This window comes from Streptomyces sp. NPDC057438 (assembly GCF_042802995.1).
Lineage (GTDB): Bacteria > Actinomycetota > Actinomycetes > Streptomycetales > Streptomycetaceae > Streptomyces.
The window spans coordinates 1-18,494 of sequence record NZ_JBHVDD010000027.1 but is presented as its reverse complement, the minus strand read 5'-3'; the positions used below and the strand labels follow the sequence as shown (position 1 = coordinate 18,494).

The 18,494-nt window shown below is 72.4% G+C and carries 18 protein-coding genes and 1 pseudogene; 7 read left to right on the top strand and 12 right to left on the bottom strand.

The features are described 5' to 3' along the window. The first annotated feature begins 158 nt into the window (after nt 1–158). Complete coding sequence (locus tag ACFU5F_RS17350) at nt 159–503, top strand: SsgA family sporulation/cell division regulator (protein ID WP_383887699.1); 345 nt, start codon at nt 159–161, stop codon at nt 501–503. A gap of 77 nt (nt 504–580) precedes the next feature. Beyond that, nucleotides 581–1,300 carry a histidine phosphatase family protein gene (locus ACFU5F_RS17345; protein WP_383887697.1) on the top strand — a complete coding sequence of 240 codons (720 nt, stop codon included), beginning with the start codon at nt 581–583 and terminating at the stop codon, nt 1,298–1,300. A gap of 17 nt (nt 1,301–1,317) precedes the next feature. Here the strand turns inward: ACFU5F_RS17345 and ACFU5F_RS17340 are convergent, their stop codons facing one another. The 5 genes and pseudogenes from ACFU5F_RS17340 to ACFU5F_RS17320 form a co-directional block, all read right to left on the bottom strand. Next, nucleotides 1,318–2,193 carry an intradiol ring-cleavage dioxygenase gene (locus ACFU5F_RS17340; RefSeq protein ID WP_383887695.1) on the bottom strand — a complete coding sequence of 292 codons (876 nt, stop codon included), beginning with the start codon at nt 2,191–2,193 and terminating at the stop codon, nt 1,318–1,320. A 119-nt stretch (nt 2,194–2,312) separates the two neighbouring features. Then, nucleotides 2,313–2,609 carry a hypothetical protein gene (locus ACFU5F_RS17335; RefSeq protein ID WP_383887693.1) on the bottom strand — a complete coding sequence of 99 codons (297 nt, stop codon included), beginning with the start codon at nt 2,607–2,609 and terminating at the stop codon, nt 2,313–2,315. A gap of 83 nt (nt 2,610–2,692) precedes the next feature. Beyond that, nucleotides 2,693–3,193: pseudogene (locus tag ACFU5F_RS17330) on the bottom strand (DinB family protein); the annotation flags it as partial. Nucleotides 3,194–3,653: 460 nt separating this feature from the next. Continuing rightward, nucleotides 3,654–5,930 (bottom strand): MMPL family transporter, encoded by a 2,277-nt coding sequence (locus ACFU5F_RS17325; RefSeq protein WP_383887691.1) that lies wholly within the window; start codon nt 5,928–5,930, stop codon nt 3,654–3,656. Nucleotides 5,931–6,111: 181 nt separating this feature from the next. After that, the gene (locus ACFU5F_RS17320) at nt 6,112–6,714 is read right to left on the bottom strand and encodes a TetR/AcrR family transcriptional regulator (protein WP_383887689.1); all 603 of its coding nucleotides are present in this window, start codon (nt 6,712–6,714) and stop codon (nt 6,112–6,114) included. A 444-nt stretch (nt 6,715–7,158) separates the two neighbouring features. Between ACFU5F_RS17320 and ACFU5F_RS17315 the strand changes: the two genes are divergently transcribed. Further along, a complete protein-coding gene (locus ACFU5F_RS17315) occupies nt 7,159–10,431 on the top strand; it encodes a S41 family peptidase (protein WP_383887809.1) in 3,273 nt (1,090 codons plus the stop codon). A 114-nt stretch (nt 10,432–10,545) separates the two neighbouring features. On the opposite strand, the gene ACFU5F_RS17310 is transcribed toward ACFU5F_RS17315, so the two are convergent. From ACFU5F_RS17310 to ACFU5F_RS17295, 4 genes are all read right to left on the bottom strand, one after another. Then, a complete protein-coding gene (locus ACFU5F_RS17310; RefSeq protein WP_383887687.1) occupies nt 10,546–10,815 on the bottom strand; it encodes a hypothetical protein in 270 nt (89 codons plus the stop codon). A 101-nt stretch (nt 10,816–10,916) separates the two neighbouring features. Continuing rightward, nucleotides 10,917–11,813, bottom strand: a complete 897-nt coding sequence (locus ACFU5F_RS17305; protein ID WP_383887685.1) for an SDR family oxidoreductase — start codon at nt 11,811–11,813, stop codon at nt 10,917–10,919. Then, complete coding sequence (locus ACFU5F_RS17300; RefSeq protein WP_383887683.1) at nt 11,810–12,745, bottom strand: alpha/beta fold hydrolase; 936 nt, start codon at nt 12,743–12,745, stop codon at nt 11,810–11,812. Before ACFU5F_RS17300 ends, ACFU5F_RS17305 begins: the two co-directional genes overlap by 4 nt. Next, nucleotides 12,742–14,325: a flavin-containing monooxygenase gene (locus ACFU5F_RS17295; RefSeq protein WP_383887681.1), complete on the bottom strand. Its 1,584-nt coding sequence runs from the start codon at nt 14,323–14,325 to the stop codon at nt 12,742–12,744. The genes ACFU5F_RS17300 and ACFU5F_RS17295 overlap by 4 nt, the downstream gene beginning before the upstream one ends. 156 nt (nt 14,326–14,481) lie before the next feature. Between ACFU5F_RS17295 and ACFU5F_RS17290 the strand changes: the two genes are divergently transcribed. Further along, entirely contained in the window at nt 14,482–15,189 is a 708-nt protein-coding gene (locus tag ACFU5F_RS17290; RefSeq protein WP_383887679.1) for a MerR family transcriptional regulator, read from the top strand. Between the two features lie 196 nt (nt 15,190–15,385). Here ACFU5F_RS17290 and xth read toward each other — a convergent pair whose 3' ends face one another. Beyond that, entirely contained in the window at nt 15,386–16,189 is an 804-nt protein-coding gene (gene xth, locus ACFU5F_RS17285) for an exodeoxyribonuclease III (protein ID WP_383887678.1), read from the bottom strand. A 139-nt stretch (nt 16,190–16,328) separates the two neighbouring features. On the opposite strand from xth, the gene ACFU5F_RS17280 reads away from it, so the two are divergent. From ACFU5F_RS17280 to ACFU5F_RS17270, 3 genes are all read left to right on the top strand, one after another. After that, the gene (locus tag ACFU5F_RS17280; protein WP_383887676.1) at nt 16,329–16,811 is read left to right on the top strand and encodes a GNAT family N-acetyltransferase; all 483 of its coding nucleotides are present in this window, start codon (nt 16,329–16,331) and stop codon (nt 16,809–16,811) included. A gap of 55 nt (nt 16,812–16,866) precedes the next feature. Beyond that, entirely contained in the window at nt 16,867–17,295 is a 429-nt protein-coding gene (locus ACFU5F_RS17275; RefSeq protein ID WP_383887674.1) for a hypothetical protein, read from the top strand. A 96-nt stretch (nt 17,296–17,391) separates the two neighbouring features. After that, nucleotides 17,392–17,898, top strand: coding sequence for a tetratricopeptide repeat protein (locus ACFU5F_RS17270; protein ID WP_383887672.1), 507 nt, complete (start codon nt 17,392–17,394; stop codon nt 17,896–17,898). Nucleotides 17,899–17,989: 91 nt separating this feature from the next. Here ACFU5F_RS17270 and ACFU5F_RS17265 read toward each other — a convergent pair whose 3' ends face one another. Beyond that, nucleotides 17,990–18,133, bottom strand: coding sequence for a hypothetical protein (locus ACFU5F_RS17265; protein ID WP_383887670.1), 144 nt, complete (start codon nt 18,131–18,133; stop codon nt 17,990–17,992). Between the two features lie 37 nt (nt 18,134–18,170). Beyond that, the gene (locus tag ACFU5F_RS17260) at nt 18,171–18,341 is read right to left on the bottom strand and encodes a hypothetical protein (protein ID WP_383887668.1); all 171 of its coding nucleotides are present in this window, start codon (nt 18,339–18,341) and stop codon (nt 18,171–18,173) included. Between the last annotated feature and the right edge of the window lie 153 nt (nt 18,342–18,494).

Here is an 18,494-nt window from a genome sequence, read left to right as displayed (position 1 = left end):
CCACGGCCTCGCCGCGACCTCGCCGCAGCCTTCCAGCGGTCTTCGGGCGCACGGTAGAGCCTCCGGGGGCGCCGGGCGGAAAATATGCGACATTGGAGAGGCAGCGGACAGCGGATTCACAGCTTCTGCTTGGGTCACTCAGCGTGAGGAGCAGCCCGATGTCTGTCACCGTCGAGCAGTACGCCCGGGCCCATGTCGTCACGGACACCCCTGACGACCGGGACACCGTGCCGGTCGTCCTGCGCTACGACCCCGACACCGACGCGTCCGCCGTCCACGTGCGCCTGCCCGGTCCCGACGAGTGGACCTTCCCCCGCGACCTGCTCGAACGCGGCCTGCGCACCCCCACCACCTCCGGCCCCGTGAGCATCTGGCCCTGCGGCCGCGTCCAGGCGGTCATGGAGTTCCACTCCGCGCAGGGGGTGGCGGTGATGCAGTTCGACACGAAGGCGCTGATCCGCTTCCTGCGGCGGACGTACACGGCCGTGCCGGTGGCGCGCTGAACGGCGCGTCCGGGCAGGGTCGGGCACCCGCTCCCGGCGAGGGCCTCCCGCCGCCGTATTCCCTCGCGTCGCTGTGGGTGGTCCGGCACGGGCAGAGCACCGCGAACGTCGCGTACGCCGAGGCCGAGCGGACGGGGTCGACCGTGCCGCTGCCGGGCCGGGACGCGGAGGTGCCGCTGTCCGCGCTGGGCCGTACGCAGGCCGGGGCGCTGGGCGGGTGGCTGGCGGGGATCTCCGGAGGCGGCGGCAGCGCCGGCGGAGGTGTCGGCGACGACAGTGGAGGCGGGGCGGACGGGGGCGGTGGGCCTGGGCCGGATCTGGTGGTCTGCTCGCCGTACGTACGGGCCCGGCAGACCTGGGAGTCGATGGCCGGGCATCCGCGCGTGGTCCCGCCGCCGCTTCTCGTCGACGAGCGGCTGCGGGACCGGGAGACGGGCATCTTCGAGTTGCACCCGCCGGGCGCCCAGCGGGCCCGTGCGCCCGGGGAGGCGGAGCGGCGGGCCCTGGTCGGCGACTGGTTCTACCGCCCGCCGGGCGTGGAGGCACTGACCGATGTGGTGCTGCGCGTGCGGGACTTCGTGAACGAGCTGGACCGGGTCGCCGGGGGCCGGCGGGTGCTGCTGGTCGCCCACGACGCGATCGCCGCCGCCGTCCGCCTGGTCTGCGCGGGCCTCGGCGCGGCGTCCCCCGGCGCGCTGCCACCCGTCCCCAACGCCTCGGTCTCGCAGTGGGAGAGCGACGGGGGACGGCTGCGGCTGACGCGGTGGGGGGAGACGGCGCACCTCGACCCGGGCTGAGCGAGGCCGGCGAGGGGTCACACCGGCACGGTGAGCGTCGCCGTGTACCCCTGGGCGGTGCTGCCCTTCATGGTGGCGAGCTGCTGGTCGTAGCCGTCGCTGAAGATGCCGTCGGTCTCCAGGGAGAGCCGGGCGAGGTTCTGGACGCTCTGGCTGTACCCGTCCGTCGCGTACACGGTGTCGCAGACGTCCTTGGGGAAGGCGAGCTGCGAGGTGGCCGCGACAGCCTGGGCGGCGGTGGCGTCGTCCAGGCTGTCGTAGACCTCGAAATGGATGTGCGGCCAACGGCCCGTGTAGCAGGCAGGGAAGATCGACGTGAAGGTGACCTGGCCCTTCTCGTCGGCCTCCTGGACGCCGCGCAGGTAGTTCTCCCCGGTGACACCGTCGGAGTAGAGGGAGTACCTGCCCTCCCGGTCGCAGTGCCACAGGTAGACGGCGGCACCCTTCTTCGGGGTGTCGCAGCCGGAGGACTGGTCGACGACGGTCAGCGTGATCGTCAGAGGGATGCCTTCGGCGACGCCGTCCGCCGTGCCGAAGCTCTTGGTGATGTCCTGCCTGACGACGCCACTCTCCTTGAGGACGTTCGGGCCGTTCGAGCCGTCACCGGGGTACGGGCCGGCCGTCTCGGTGGGGATGACCTCGCAGTCCGAGCCGGAGGTGCCGGAGGCGGACGAACCGGAGGAGGAAGAGTCCGACGCGGTGCCGCCGCCGGAGTCGTCCGTGGAACAGGCCGCGACCAGCGGGACCATGCTCGCGCCGGCCAGCAGTCGGATCATGCGGCGGCGGGCGAACACGGGGAGGTCGTGGGAGAGCCCTTTGTCGAACTCGTCGTCGTGGTGGTGGCCCGGGCCGCGGCTCTGGCCGTTACTGCCGTTCGTGGGTGCTGTGCTCATGATGCCGAACCACGCCTTCCGAATGTTCCCGTCATGGAATGCGCGTGATGCTATGAGGGTTTGCTGTGCGCTTCCCAGGCGTCAGCCATGGACTCCTTGTCAGCCGGCGCCGTTTCCGGTCACCGTACGGCCGCCAGCACCACGAGCGTGAACAGCACGCCAGGGGTCGCGATCATCGTGGTCAGGTGGACGGCCGACGTCCGCACCATCCCCAGCACCGGGAACAGGACCAGTCCGCCCAGGAACCACCAGCCGTAGATCCGGCCCGCGAGATGCCAGGCCGCGGTCTCCTCGGCCCGGGTGACCGGCTCCACGAACAGCACGCCGACGGCCACCAGAAGAAGCACACAGCACAGCAGCACGTTCACCGCGCCCACGACGACACCGACGACGGGCCGCCCGTCCAGCGCCCGCACGCGCCTCCGGAGCCGTCGCCCGAGCCGTCGCCGGAGCCGTCCCGTGCGGGCTGGAGCGCGGTCGCTCGCGGTCCCCTCGGTCCTCACGCCCCCACGGTCCCGTCCACCCCTTCCCGCAGGAAGTCCGCGTGGCCGTTGTGGCGGCCGTACTCCAGCAGGACGTGGATCATGACCATCCGGAGGGAGACGTCCTCGTTCCAGCGCGCCTGGTGACCGGTGAGGTCCAGGGACTCCGCCTCGCGTTCGATACGCCGGGAGGTCTCCACCTCCGCCTCCCACGCCCCGAACGCCTCCGCCCGCGTCGAGGCGCTCGCGTCGTACGCCGCCTGGAAGTCGATCTCCTTCGACCACACCATGGCGGCGTCATGGTCCTCGAACACCCGGCGGAACCAGGCCCGTTCGACCTCCGCCATGTGCCGCACGAGGCCCAGCAGCGACAGGCTCGACGGGGGCATCGAACGGCGCCGCAGTTCCTCGTCCGTGAGTCCCGCGCACTTCATGGCGAGGGTCGCGCGGTGGTAGTCGAGAAAGGCGCGGAGGGTGTCGCGCTCGGTACCGAAGAGGGGTGGCCCGACACGGTCGTCGCGAGCCGCGCCGGTCCCGGCGGCGCTGCCTGCACCGCCTGCCTGCTCGGTCTCATCGGTCCGGTCGGCTCGGCGCAGCTGCCCGGCCCAGCCGGCCTGACCGGCCTGACCGGCCCCGCTGCCCCGCACTGCCTGGTCCGCCTGGTCCGCCTGGTCCGCCTGGTCAGGCTCCCCCTCCCGTACGGCCCCGTCGTCCTTGGTCTCGTTTCGCTCCCCAGCCGCCTCGGCCTTGTCGTGCATCTCGGCCATCTCCGCCCCGTCACTCATGCCGACCCTCCGACCCCGCCGCTTCCCACGCCACCCACCCAGCCCGACCCAGCCTCGCCGTGCAGGGCAGCAGCTCCGCCCCCGTGGTCTCTTCTCCTGTCGCCCGTCATCCTCACCCCGCACACGGAAGCCGGTGAGGGCGCCCGTCCCCACGGGCCCTCACCGGCGGTCCTGTTCGGCGCAGCCGCCCTTCTCAGGCGCGGACCAGCTCCCTGTCCTCGTCGTCCTCGGCCGAGTTCCCGGCGGCGTCGTGCGTCCGCAGCCCCTCGCCCTCGACGTCGACGTTCGGCAGCGCGCGGTCGAGCCACTTCGGCAGCCACCAGGCCTTGTCGCCCAGGAGGGCGAGGACGGCCGGGACGATGGCCATGCGGACGACGAACGCGTCGAAGAAGACGGCGATGGCGAGGCCGAAGCCGATCATCTTGATCATCGACTCGCCGGAGCCGATGAAGCCGGCGAAGACGGCCATCATGATCGCAGCGGCGGCCGCGACCACCCGGGCGCTGTACCGGAAGCCGGTCACCACGGCCTGGTGCGCGTTCTCGCCGTGCACGTACGCCTCGCGCATGCGGGTCACGAGGAACACCTCGTAGTCCATGGCCAGACCGAAGACCACGCCCACCATGAAGATCGGCATCATCGACATGATCGGGCCGGTCTCCTCGACCCCGATCAGCCCCGCCAGCCAGCCCCACTGGAAGACCGCGACCACGGCGCCGAGCGCGGCCAGCACGCTGAGCAGGAAGCCGAGAGCCGCCTTCAGCGGCACCAGGATCGACCGGAAGATCACGATCAGCAGGAGGAAGGCGAGGCCCACCACCAGCGCCAGATACGGCAGCAGCGCGTCGGTCAGCTTCTGCGAGAAGTCGATGTTCATGGCGGTGGCACCGGTGACCAGCACCTTCGCGTCCGTGTCCGCCGTCACGCCGGCGCCCGCGTCACGGATGGCGTGCACCAGGTCCTCGGTCTGCGTCGAGGACGGCTTGGACTTCGGGATCACCGTGATCATCGCGGTGTCGCCGGCCTTGTTGAACGTCGCGGGGGTCACCGTCACGATGTCGTCGAGGCCCTTGATCCCGTCGGTCACCGCGGTGGCGGCCCGCTGCGGGGACGCGCTGTCCTTGGCGTCGACGACGACCATCAGGGGGCCGTTGAAGCCGGGCCCGAAGCCGTCGGAGAGCAGGTCGTACGCACGGCGCTGCGTGGTGGACGTGGGCTGCGAACCGTCGTCGGGCAGACCCAGCTCCAGCTGGGTGGCGGGCACCGCGACCGCTCCGAGGCCGACCACACCGAGCAGCAGCACGGCCACCGGACGACGGACGACGAAACGCGCCCAGCGGGTGCCCAGACCGGGCTTCACCGCGGCGGAACTCCCGGCGGCCTGAGCGGTGGGGTCCCCGGCGGAGCCCGTGGCGGCGTTCTTCGTCCTGCCGCGTCCGAGCAGGCCGCCCTTCTCACCGGCCGGCCGGACCTTGCGGCCCGCGTAGCCGAGCAGCGCCGGGACCATGGTGAGGGCGATGAGGACCGCGACGACGACCGTGCCCGCCGCCGCGAGACCCATCTTGGTCAGCATCGGGACGTTGACGACCGCGAGACCGGCCAGCGCGATCACGACCGTGAGCCCCGCGAAGACGACCGCCGAGCCGGCGGTGCCGACGGCCCGGCCGACCGCCTCCTCGCGGCCCCTGCCCTCGGCCAGCTCGGACCGGTAGCGGGAGACGATGAACAGCGCGTAGTCGATGCCGACCGCGAGACCGATCATCAGGGCGAGGGTGGAGGTGGTGTCGCCGAGGTCGAGCGCGCTGGCGAGTGCGGTGATGGTGGAGACCCCGATGCCGACGCCGATGATCGCCGTCAGCAGCGGGAGCCCGGCCGCGACCAGCGAGCCCAGGGTGATGACGAGGACGACCGCGGCGAGGGCGAGACCGATGATCTCGCCGGTGACCGCCGTCTCCGGCTCGGGCTGCAGGGCGTCGCCGCCCATCTCGACCGTGAGCCCGGCGGCCTGCGCCTTGTGCGCCGTGGTCTCCAGGGCCTCCTTCGAGGAGTCCTTGAGCTCCATGGCCGGGACCTTGTACGCCACCGAGGCGTAGGCGACCGTCCCGTCCCGGCTGACCGCGCGGGTGGTGAACGGGTCGCTGACGGAGACGACCTCGGAGCCGTCGCCCAGTTCCCCGACGGTCTTCTCGACGGCCGCCTTGTTGGCGGCGTCGGTCATCTTCTCGCCCGCGGGGGCCTTGAAGACGACCCGGGCGGTGGCGCCGTCGGCGCTCATCCCGGGATAGCGCTGCTCCAGCAGGTCGAAGGCCTTCTGGGCCTCGGTGCCCGGGATGGAGAAGGAGGAGGAGCCGGCGGCGGGCGCGGAGGCGGCGCCGACGCCCGCGAGCGTCAGCAGCGCCACCCAGATCAGGACGGTGACATGCCGTCGCCGGAAGGCGAACCGGCCGAGTCTGTAGAGGAAAGTGGCCACGGGGCGGTACTCCCGTTCAGGTCGTGGACGTGCAGGAGGGCAGGACGGATCAGCCCGTGCCGCGGGGAGGGGAAGAAGGCAGGGCGGGGCAGGGGGGCAGGGCAGGGGTGATCGGCCCGACGACATGAGCGGTGCGTCAGGTGGAGCTCAGCCGCGCGTCACGCGGCCTCGCTCAGGTGTGTCAGTCGGTCGGCACACCGAGGGCGGGGAGGACCACGGCGTCGATGTACGAAGCGATGAAGGCCTGGGTCGGCGGCAGCTCGTCGATCATGCCCCGCGCGACGAAGGCCCCGACGAACATGTGCAGCACGTAGTCGACGGCAGGGTTGTCCTCGCGGATCTCACCCCGGTCGACGGCACGCTGCAGCATGCGGCGGGTCTCCAGCAGCTCGGGTTCGATGATCAGCTCGCGGAACGCCTTCAGGAGGTCGGGATTCCCGTGGATCGCCATGGCCAGCCCCCGCATGAGCGCGGAGTTCTGTTCCATGGTGCAGTCGTCCTGGCTCATGATCAGCGCGTGCATGTCGCCCCGCAGGGACCCGGTGTCGGCGGAGTCGAAGTCGGGGCTGGGCTTGTTGGCCCGCATGGCCTTCGCCACCAGCTCGGCCTTGCCTCCCCACTGGCGGTAGAGGGTGGCCTTGCTGGACCGGGTGCGGGCGGCCACGGCGTCCATGGTGAGCGCGTCGTAGCCGACCTCCCGGAGCAGGTCGAGGACGGCCGCGTACAGCTCGGCCTCCCGCTCGGGCGTGATCCGACTGCGGCGCACCGTCGCGGTCTCAGTCATCCCACTCCCCTTGCTCCGGCTGCTCCGGCTCGCGTTCGGGACGACAAGGCTACCGGGCCGTACCACTGCGGCACGGGCCGGACATCCCCGCCTCCGAACGAAACGGTTTCGTACGCTTAAGACGATACCCCGCACCTCGAAGAAAACGAAACCGTTTCGTTCGTTTTCTGGGTCACGACGCGGGAGCCGCCAGGGCACGACGCGGGAGCCGCCGGGTCACGACGGTGGAGCCACCCGGGGCACGGCCGTGCGGTTGCCGGGGCCTCCCGCGCGGAAAAGCATGAGGAGGTGAGCGACACCCATGAGCAAGGGACAGGCCGGAAGCAGGAGCACGAGCGGGAGCAGGAGCAGGAGCAGGAGCACGAGCGGGAGCACGAACAGCAGGCGGGTCCGGCCGCCGGCTACCTCCGCCACCCGCACCTCAGCGGCGACCGCCTCTGTTTCGTGGCCGAGGACGATCTGTGGCTGGCCCCCCTCGACGGTTCGTACCGCGCCTGGCGGCTCACCGTCGACCGTACGAAGGTCACCGGCCCCCGTTTCTCGCCCGACGGGCGGCAGATTGCGTACACGAGCTGGCGGAGCCTCACCCCGGAGATCCATCTGACCTCGGTGGACGGCGGCGCCCCCGCCCGCCGGCTCACGTACTGGGGCAGCCCCGACACCGAGGTCCGCGGCTGGACGCCCCCGAACGGGCAGGGCCGCTCGGACATCCTGGCCGTCGCCTCCCACGGCGAGCCCTTCTCGTACTTCACCTGGGCCTACAAGGTCCGCACCGACGGCGACCCCGGCCGCAAACTGCCCTGGGGCCCGGTCTCCGACATCCAGTCCGCCGAGATCGACGGCGAGCGCCGCACCCTGCTGCTCACCGGCACACCCCCGCACGAACCGGCCTCCTGGAAGCGCTACCGGGGCGGCGCCACGGGCCGCCTCTGGCTGCACGGCGAACGGCTGCTGGCCGGCCTCGAAGGGCACCTGCACTCCCCCATGTTCGTCGCCGGGCGGATCGCCTTCCTCTCCGACCACGAGGGCGTCGGCAACCTCTACTCCTGCGCGTACGACGGCTCCGACCTGCGCCGTCACACCGACCACGACGCCTTCTACGCCCGGCACGCATCGAGCGACGGCACCCGGGTGGTGTACCAGTGCGCGGGCGACCTGTGGATCGTCGACGACCTCGCCCCCCACGCCCGCCCTCGACGCCTGGACGTCCGCCTCGGCGGGGCGCTGACCGGGCGGCGGCCGTACCAGGTGCCGGCCGCGCAGCACGTGGACGGCCTCTCCGTCGACGAGACGGGCCGGGCGAGCGCGGTCGTCGTACGCGGCAGCCTCTACTGGCTGACCCACCGCGACGGCCCCGCCCGGACCATCGCCGACACCCCCGGCGTACGCGTCCGGCTGCCCGAGATGCTCGGCTCCGGCGGCCAGGTGGCGTACGTGACGGACGCGGACGGCGAGGACGCGATCGAGATCGCCCACCTCCCCCGGGCCACCGGCGCCCGCGAACCCCGCCGGCTCGCCTCCGGCGGTCTCGGCCGCGTCCTGGAGCTGGTGGCGGACCCGAGCGGTGAGCGTCTCGCCGTCGCCGCGCACGACGGCCGTCTCCTGCTGCTGACCGTGCCCGACAAAGCGGCGGCCGCCGCGGGGACGGAGGAGCCGAACGGCGAGGTCACCGAACTGATCGCCTCCCTCAACGGCCCGGTCCGCGATCTCGCCTTCTCCCCGGACGGCGCCTGGCTGACCTGGTCCCACCCGGGCATCGGCCGCTCGCTGCGCCAGATCAAGATGGCCCGGATCAAGGACCGGCTCGTCGTCGACGTGACGAGCGGCCGGTTCGAGGACGAGAACCCGGTGTTCACCCGCGACGGCCGCTACCTCGCCTTCCTGTCCTGGCGCGGCTTCGACCCCGTGTACGACGTCCACACCGGCGACCTGTCCTTCCCGCTCGGCTGCCGCCCCTACCTGCTCCCGCTCTCCTCCGCCACGCCCTCCCCCTTCGCCCTGAACCCCGACGGCCGCCCGGTCGCCGGAGGCATGGACCCGAGCGAGGACGAGAACACCGACGGGACGGTCACCGTCGAGACCGAGGGCCTGGAGAACCGGGTCACCCCCTTCCCCGTCACCGCCTCCAAGTACTCGGCGCTGTACCCGGTCGCCGGTGGCGGCCTGGTCTGGCTGCGCTGGCCGATCTCGGGCGCCCTGGGCGAGACCTTCGCCAACCCGGACGACATGACGGGCCGCCCGACCCTGGAGCACTTCGACATCAGCCGGGCGAAGAAGTCCGAACTCGTCGAGCACCTGGACTGGTTCGCGGTCAGCGGCAACGGCTCACGGCTGGTCGTCGTGGACGAGGGCGACCTGCGGGCCGTCCCCGCCACCGAGTCCGGCGACGGCGACTCGACCGTCTGGATCGACCTGAGGCGCGTCCTGCACGAGGTCGACCCGGCCGCCGAGTGGCGCCAGTCGTACGCGGAGGCCGGCCGGCTGATCCGCGCCTACTTCTGGGACCCCGGGATGAGCGGCGTCGACTGGGACGCGATCCTCGACCAGTACCGTCCCCTGGTCGAACGGGTCGCCTCCCCCGACGAGTTCGCGGACCTGCTGCGGGAACTGCTCGGCGAACTCGGCACCTCCCACGCCTACGTCTCCGCCGCCCGCCGCAACGAGGGCCCGCCCCACTACCAGCGCCGCCAGGGCCTCCTCGGCGCCAACCTCGTCCGCCGGGACGACGACTGGACGGTCCGCCGCATCCTCCCCGGCGACTCCTCCGACTCCAAGGCCCGCTCCCCGCTGGCCGGCACCGGCATCAGGGAAGGCGCCGCGCTGACCCACGTCGACGGCCGCCCGGTGGACCCGACGACCGGCCCGTACCCCCTGCTGGCGGGCGCGGGCGGCACCACCGTCGAACTGACCTTCGCCCAACCCGTCGCCCGCCGGCACCCTTCCGAGGAAGGCCCTTCGGGCCCCTTCGACGCCGCGGGCGAGGGCCGCTCCCGCCGCGTGGCCGTGGTCCCCCTGATCGACGAGCGGCCCCTGCGCTACCAGGACTGGGTGGCCAAACGCCGTGAAGTGGTACGGGAGTTGAGCGGCGGCCACTGCGGCTACCTGCACATCCCGGACATGGGCGGCTCCGGCTGGGCCCAGTTCAACCGCGACCTGCGCATGGAGGTCTCCCGGCCCGCCCTGATCGTCGACGTGCGCGGCAACGCGGGCGGCCACATCAGCGAGCTGGTGGTGGAGAAACTGTCCCGCACGATCCTCGGCTGGGACCTGACCCGGGGCGCCCAGCCGGTCTCGTACGCGTCGAGCGCCCCGCGCGGCCCGGTGGTGGCCCTGACCGACGAGGCGACCTCGTCCGACGGCGACATGATCGCGGCGGCCTTCAAACTGCTGGCCCTCGGCCCGGTCGTCGGCCAGCGCACCTGGGGCGGCGTCGTCGGCATGACCGGCCGTCACCAGCTCGGCGACGGGTCGGTCATCACCGTCCCCATGAACGCCGCCTGGTTCGACGCGTACGGCTGGACCGTCGAGAACCGGGGCGTCACCCCGGACCTGGAGACCCTGCGCACCCCCCTGGACTGGGCCGAGGGCCGCAACACCCAGCTGGAGGCGGCGGTGACCCTGGCCCTGGACCTCCTCAAGACCCACCCCCCGGCGAACCCCCCGGACCACACCGACGTCCCCGACAGGAGCCGGCCCGAGCTGCCGGGACGCCCCTGAGCGTCGTCTCTCTTCTCAGGAGACACAACGACTCTCAGGAGACACAACGACGCAGGGCGCCCTCCCGGAAAGGAGGGCGCCCCACGTTCAGTGTGTCCGGAGCAGGTCCGGCACCTACACGTCCTGCCGGAACCGGTCCTCGTCGTCCCGCATCAGCCGCTCGGACTTCTCGTCCCGCCGCTGCGCGCCACGCTCCGGCTGCCCGTGCTCACGCTGCGGGCGGTGCTCGCGCTGCGGCTGCCCGTGCTCACGGCCGGGCTCGCGCCCGTGCTGCTCACGCTCACGCTCACCAGGCCGCTGAGCCCGCTGCCGCTCCTCCGGCGACTGCCCGGCCTTCCGCTTCAGCTGCTCAGCCTTGTCCTGGAACTGGTCCTTCATGCCCATGTGGATTCACTCCCGTTGTGGGTGAGGGGATCGGGCCTCGACCAGACAAACACGGGCGGACATACAACGCATTTCGATCAGTGACGCACGGTGACGCACCGCTATCGGGGGTCCTGCGTGCCGACCCCCCGCGTCCGCTCGTCCGCGGCCCCGCCGGCCCCCACCAGTCCCTTGGCCACCCCGCGCAGCCGCGGCTCCATCCGCCGCACCTCGCGCGGCGCGAACGTCCCGATGAGACCCGGGAGATACCCGCGCACGCCCTGCATCCCCCGCAGCCACCACTGCCCGTACACATGGCCGGACCGCCGCTCGATCCCGGTGACGAGCCGGTCCACCGCCGGCCCCAGCGGATACGTCTTCCCGGCCGGCCACGGCAGTCGCTCCCGCAGCTCCCGCAGCGCCTCGTCCTTGTCGGCGCCCCGCACCATGTCCGTGTCGGTCCAGGACAGATACCCCACGCCGACGCCCACGCCCTGATGCGCGACCTCGGCCCGCAGACAGTGCGCGTACGCCTCCACGCCCGACTTGGACGCGCAGTACGCCGTCATCATCGGCGCCGGGGTGATCGCGGCGAGGGAGGCGATCTGCAGCAGATAGCCCCGGCTCTCGATCAGCGCCGGCAGGAACGCCCGCCCGGTGACGGCCGATCCGACCAGGTTGACCTCGATGACCCGCCGCCAGGACTCCGGGTCGGAGTCGACGAAGGGCCCGCTGTTGGCGACGCCCGCGTTGGCGACGACGATGTCGACCCGCCCGAACCGCTCCTTGACCTCCTCGGCGACCCGCGTCATGGCCTCGTGGTCGGTGACGTCGGCGTGCCAGTACGCGCAGTCTCCGTACAGCCGCTCCGACACCCGCTTCAGCTCGTCCGGTTCGAGGCCGACGAGCGCGACCTTCACCCCCCGCACCGAGAGCTTGCGCGCGAGGAGCTCCCCGACGCCCCGCGCGGCGCCGGTGACGACCGCGACCCGCCCCTCCAGGGTGCTGCCGTTGCTCATGCGCCCGCCTCCTCCAACTCGTCCCGCTCCACCCGTACATATGCCGCCGCCAGCCCGCGTATCCGGGCGGTGACCGCTTCCGGCGCCTCCACGGGCGCCATGTGTCCGACCCCGGTCAGCTCGCTCACGCCCACGCAGTCGGGCAGCGCGGCGGCCAGCGCCCGCGCGTGCACGGGCGGCGTCATCCGGTCCGCTGTGCCCACGACGACGGCCGTCGGCACCGTCAACTCCCGTACCCCGTGGTCCAGATCGAGCGAGGCCAGGACGTGCGACCAGGCGTGGCGTACCCGGGCCGGGCACGCGTGCACGATCCGCGCGCACGCCTCGACCATCACCGGCGACGCGCCGGGGCCCATGGTCGCGTACTTGAGGATCCGCCGGGCGACCGGCGTGACCGGCCCGAGCGGCGCACGCGAACCGAGGACCTGCCGCGTGAGCCAGCTGCGGACGCGCCCCGGCCGCATCGGCACGACCAGCGACTCGGCGACCAGCCGTGAACTGCCCGTGCTGCACAGCAGGACCGCCGCCGCGTGCTCCCGGAAGCCCGGCCGTCCGGCGGCCGCCATCAGCGTCATCCCGCCCATGGAGTGTCCGGCCAGCACCGCCTTCTCGCCCGGCGCGAGCGTCGCCGCGAGCACGGCCTCCAGATCGTCGGCGAGGGCGTCCGCGCCGCACGTGGCAAAGGCCGGGCTGCGGCCGTGGCCACGCTGGTCGTAGACGACGACGCGGTGGTCGGCGGCGAGTTCCCGCACCTGCGCCGCCCAGTAGGCCGTCGAGCAGGTCCAGCCGTGCACGAGCACCACCGCGGGCGCGTCCTGCGGGCCGTGGGTCTCGACGTGCAGCCGCGTCCCGTCGGCGGAGACGGCCGTCAGCTCCCGGACGGCGACGGGCGGCGCGTACGGCCCCTGCTTCACATGGGTCAGTCGGGTCACGCTCCGGCCTCCACCTTCGCCGTGCCGCCCGTACCGGGCGTCCCGGGCGTCTCGTCGTTCCCCGTACCCGTCCGGGCCGCTCGCAGCACCGTGTACTCGCTGAGGTCGACGCGCCGGGTCGCACTGCGGAACTCGCTCGTCGTGCCCGGCCAGACGGTCGTGTTGCGCCCGTCGGCGTCGAGGTACCAGCTGGTGCAGCCGCCCGTGTTCCAGACCGTGCGCTCCATCCGCTTCTGCAGCCGCTCGTTCCAGGTGGCCACGGCGGCGGGCCGGGCGTCCAGGGCGACCCGGCCGCCCAGCACGTCCAACTGCCGTACGAAGTCCGCCATGTAGTTCAGCTGGGACTCGATCATCAGGATCATGCTGGAGTTCCCGAGGCCCGTGTTGGGCCCGATGATCGTCATCAGGTTGGGGAACCCGGCGGCCGACGTCCCGCGCAGCGCCCGGATCCCACCGTCCGCCCATGTCTCGGCGAGGGTCCGGCCGTCCGCGCCCACGACCCGGTCGGCGATGGGCATGTCGGTGACATGGAACCCGGTGCCGAAGACGATCGCGTCGACCTCGGCGGCGGACCCGTCGGCGGCGACGAGCGTGGAGCCGTCGACCTTGGCCAGCCCGGACGCGATGACGTCGACGTTCGGCCGGGTGAGCGCCGGATAGTAGGTGTTGGACAGCAGGATGCGCTTGCAGCCGATGCGGTAGTCGGGGGTGAGCCGGGCGCGCAGCTCCGGGTCCCGCACCGCACGGGCCAGGTTCCGCTTCGCCACCCGCTCCACCAGGCCCAGCGCCTGGGGACGCTTGGTGAAGGCCTGCACCTGGAACTCCCGGACGCCCCACAGCACTCCGCGCCGGGCCTGTGCGGTGAAGGGGAACTGCCGGTGCAGCCACTGCTCGACGCCGCCGATGCTCCGGTCGACCCGCGGCATCACCCACGGCGGGGTCCGCTGGAAGAGGGTCAGCCGGCCGACCTCGGGCGCGATCGCCGGCACGATCTGGGCCGCGGAGGCCCCCGTGCCGATCATCGCGACCCGCTTGCCGCGCAGGTCGTAGCCGTGGTCCCAGCGGGCGGAGTGGAAGACCCTGCCGGGGAAGGAGCCGAGCCCCGGCAGCTCGGCCTCGGTGGGGATCCGCGGATCGGAGAGCGGCCCGGTGGCGGAGACGACGAGGTCGGCCGAGAGCCGCCCGCCGCTGGTCTCGATGTCCCAGCGCAGCCGCTCCGCGTCCCAGGCCATCCTCAGCACCTCGGAGTCGAAGCGGATGTGCGGCCGCAGCCCGAAGACATCCGTCACATGCTCCAGATAGGCCCGGATGTGCTCCTGGCCGGAGAAGGCGCGCGGCCAGGCGTGGTTCGGCGCGAACGAGAACGAGTACAGATGGGACGGCACGTCACAGGCGCACCCCGGGTAGTCGTTGTCCCGCCAGGTGCCGCCCACGGAACCGGCCCGCTCCAGGACGACGAAGTCGGTGATCCCCTCGCGCCGCAGCCGCACGGCGGCGCCGAGCCCGCCGAACCCGGACCCGACCACCGCCACCCGCACATGCGGCACCCGCTCCCGCCCGTCCTGCCCCTGCCCGGCCATCCGGTACCTCCACGCCTCATCGCGTGCGCACGCCGCGTTCGCACCCCACGTCCGCGCCAGTAATCACTGGCGCAGTGGGAGCGTAGGGCAGGACCGTACCGATGGGTAGGGGTCCGGCACTCTGGAGTTACCAGCGGTACGACATAGGCTGCGCGGGTGGCAGAAGACGGCGAGCGACGCGAGTACCGCATGGAGGAGCTGGCTTCGGAGGCCGGCATCACCGTACGCACCCTGCGCTTCTACCGGGAGCGCAGACTGATCCCGCCGCCCCGCCGCGAGGGCCGTATCGCCTGGTACGACGACACGCACCTGGCCCGGCTGCGCACCATCGCGGCGCTGCTGGAGCGCGGCCACACGCTCAGCGGCATAGCCGAGCTGGCCGAGGCGTTCGACCAGGGCCGCGACGTGGGCGAACTGCTCGGCCTCGGGGACCCCACCGAGGAGACCCCGGTCCGCCTCTCCCCCGAGGAACTCGCCGACCACTTCGGCGACCAGGCGACCCCGGAGAACCTCGCCACCGCCCTGGACCTCGGCTATCTCGCCACCGACGGCGGCGAGATCGTGCACATCAGCCGCCGCCTCCTGGACGTCACGGCCGCCCTGGTCCGCGAGGGCGTCCCGCTCGCCGACGTCCTCGCCGCCGGCCGCCGCGTCCGCGAACACGCCGAGGCCCTCGCCACCCTCTTCACCGACCTCGTCCTCACCCGGCCCGGCCACACCACCGAGGACCTCCACCGCCTGCGCCCCCTGGCGAAGAGCGCGGCGGAGGCGGAACTGTCACTGGCGCTGGACCGGCGGCTGAGAGAGTCGACAGGGCCGACGGCGGATCAACGGTCCGGCGATGCACGGGGCATGGGGCGCTGACCACGCACAAGTGTCGCCATGGGGGCATGTTCACCCCATCGGGATACTTCTGCCGCGAGAGCGCGAGAGTGTCCGTTCGACGTCCGAGAGTGAGGCCGAAAGGCCCCGGCGGCTGTGCGACCGGCCCCGGGGCGTGGCCGACACCACCAAGGACCCGGGCGTGGGCAACACGTCCATGCGCCGCGCCCGGGCCGCGTCACGTCTCGAAGACCACCGTCACGGGAGCGTGGTCCGACCAGCGCTCCGCATGGCTGGCGGCGCGCTCCACGTAGCCCTTGACCGCCCTCCGCGCGAGCCCGGGGGTCGCAACGGCGAGGTCGATCCTCCAACCCGAATCGTTGTCGAAGGCCCGCCCCCGGTACGACCACCAGGTGTACGGCCCCTCCACGTCCGGGTGCAGGGCGCGCAGGACGTCGACGTACGCTCCGTCGCCCGCGTCGAGGACCTGCCCGAGCCAGGCCCGCTCCTCCGGCAGGAACCCGGAGTTCTTCTGGTTCGCCCGCCAGTTCTTGAGGTCGGCCTGCTGGTGGGCGATGTTCCAGTCGCCGCAGACCACGACCTCGCGCCCGTCGGCGGCGGCCCGTTCCCGCAGGTCCTTCAGATAGGGCAGGAACTCGTCCATGAACCGGACCTTCTCGTCCTGCCGCTCGGTCCCGACCTCGCCGGAGGGGAGGTAGAGGCTGGCCACGGTGACGCCGGGCAGGTCGGCCTCGACGTACCGCCCGCTCCCGTCGAACTCCGCCGACCCGAAGCCGATCCGGACCCGGTCGGGCTCACGCCGGCTGTAGAGCGAGACACCCGCACGCCCCTTGGCGGCGGCCGGGGCGTGCACGACGTGCCAGCCCTCGGGCTGCCGTACCCCCTCGGGGAGTTGCTCCGGCTCGGCCCGCACCTCCTGGAGGCACACCACGTCCGCCGAGGTCCCGGCGAGCCACTCCACGAAGCCCTTCTTCGCGGCGGCCCGCAGCCCGTTCACGTTCACAGAGGTCACAGTCAGCACGCGGGCACGATACCCGTACCGTGGACGGGGTCCGGTTCGGCGAAGATCACACGGGACGACCGCGCGCCAGGGCGTCGCCGGGGAGCGTCCGAGCCCCACACCGCAAGGGAGCGCCATGCATAGATGTACGATGCAAGGCATGATTATCCGCCCCATGCCCTTCGACCACCCGGACGCCGTCGAGCTGAACGACGAGGTCCAGGCCGAATACAGCGTCCGCTACGGCGACGACGGCGACGCCACCCACATGGACCCGGCACACTTCCTGCCGCCGCGGGGCCTGTACCTGATCGCCTACGACGCGCACGGCAGAGCCCTGGCCACGGGCGGCTGGCGCAGCCAGGACGCCAACGACGAGGGCAACCGGGACGGCGACGCCGAGATCAAGCGGATGTACGTCACCCCCGAGGCGCGCGGCCTGGGCCTGGCCCGCCGCATACTCGCCGCACTGGAGTCCGACGCCCGCGCCGCCGGCCGCTCCCGCATGGTCCTCGAGACCGGCGCCAAGCAGCCCGAGGCCGTCTCGCTCTACACCTCCAGCGGCTACGAGCCCTGCGCGAAGTTCGGCTACTACCGCTTCCACGAGCTGAGCCTGTGCTTCGCGAAGGCCCTGCACCCCTGACCCCGGGCCCGTAAATCCCGGTGCCCGTCGGGGTGTCGGGCCCTACCGTGAGCCCGTGAAGAAGAACACCCGTCTGCGCCGTCTCGTCGTGGGCGACACCCCCTGGCACTGGACCGTCCGGCAGCTCCCCCACTCTCGACTTCGCTCGAGCGGGAGGGACCCCCGTCGCGTGGCCCACGACCACTGCCACCTCAAGCTGTCCCTCTACCCGCAGGGCGCGCGGCGCCGCCGCCTGGTCCTGATCTTCGGCCCGTCCGAGGACCGCGTCGTCTCGAACTGCTCCTTCGACTCCGGCGGCCTGGTCCGCCTGCCGGACCACGCCTACCTCAACCTCCACGAGCCCGGCACGGTCCGCCGTCTCCTGGGCGCCGCCGCCGTGAACCTGGACCTCGACCCGTCCGCCCAGGAGGTCGCCGTGGACGGCTGGCCGTACTTCGACGCGATCACGGAACGGGGGCCGAGCGCCACCGCCGTCCCTTCGTGACGCCTGCGGAAGTTCGAGCGGCGTTCCGCCCCGCCGCGGACGGCGGAGCGGCTGACGCCGGCAAGGCTGCTCGGCTCCGTCTGCGAAGCTGTGACGATGACCACGATCACAGCGGACTGGGACCAGCGGTGCGCCGCCCTGTGGGCCGCCTTCGAGGACTGCGACGCGGCGGAGTTCCGCTCGCGGATGACGAAGCTGGCCGACGAACTGCCGGAGGGGCACGCCGTCGCCGCGTTCGAGCTCGCCTCCGCCTACGACGCGACCGACCTGGGCGAACAGGCTGTTCCCCTCTACCGGCAGGCCCTGGAAGGGGGCCTGGACGGCGACCGGCGGCGCCAGGCGGTCATCCAGCTCGCCAGTACGCTGCGCACCCTCGGCCACCCGCAGGCCGGCGCAGACATGCTGCTCGCTGAACGCGCGAAGACCTCGGACCATCTCGACGACGCGGTCACCGCGTTCCTCGCCCTGTCGCTCGTCGACCTCGGACGCGAACGGGAGGCAGCGGCACTCGCCCTCGGCGCGCTCTCCCGCCATCTGCCGTGCTACAACACCTCACTCGCCCGTTACGCCGCGGCCGCTGCAGACCCGGCCCCCGACGACTGAGGGACGGAGCGGGACCCAGCCGACTTCCCGTACGGACAGACCGCTCCGTGGACCGACGCGCTGTACGGAGCGGTCCGGGCTCGTGGGGCGGTCAGGACCTCGGGGTCGCCGGACCCTCCCCCTGGGCCACGCTGTGCGCGGCGTCCTCGGACCCGGCCGGTGCGGCGCTTCCCCCGAGCGCCAGGGCGAGCGTCATCGCAACGATCCCGGCCAGCTTCATCGCCTTGCTGAGCATGCCCCACCTCTTCTGTCGCGGCTTGTGCGTGTCGTGGTCACACGACCTGCTTGCGCGGGAAGCGGTCCGCGAGCGCACCGCCCACGAGGACACAGGAGATCAGGCCCACCGCCTCGGCGCCCACCACCATGGCGAGATCGGAGCTGTCACCGCCCAACTCCATGGCCACCCACGGCAGGGCGACCAGCCAGACCCCGTCACCGAGCATGCTGATGAGCTACGAGATGAAGAACGGGCGGTAGTCACGGTGCCACAGGGGCGCCAACGACCTGTACGGGGACCGGGATTTCGGCATGGGTTCCAACTCCGTGGACGGCTGATGGTGCGTGGGGGATACGACGGCGGTGCGGCGGCCGTGTCG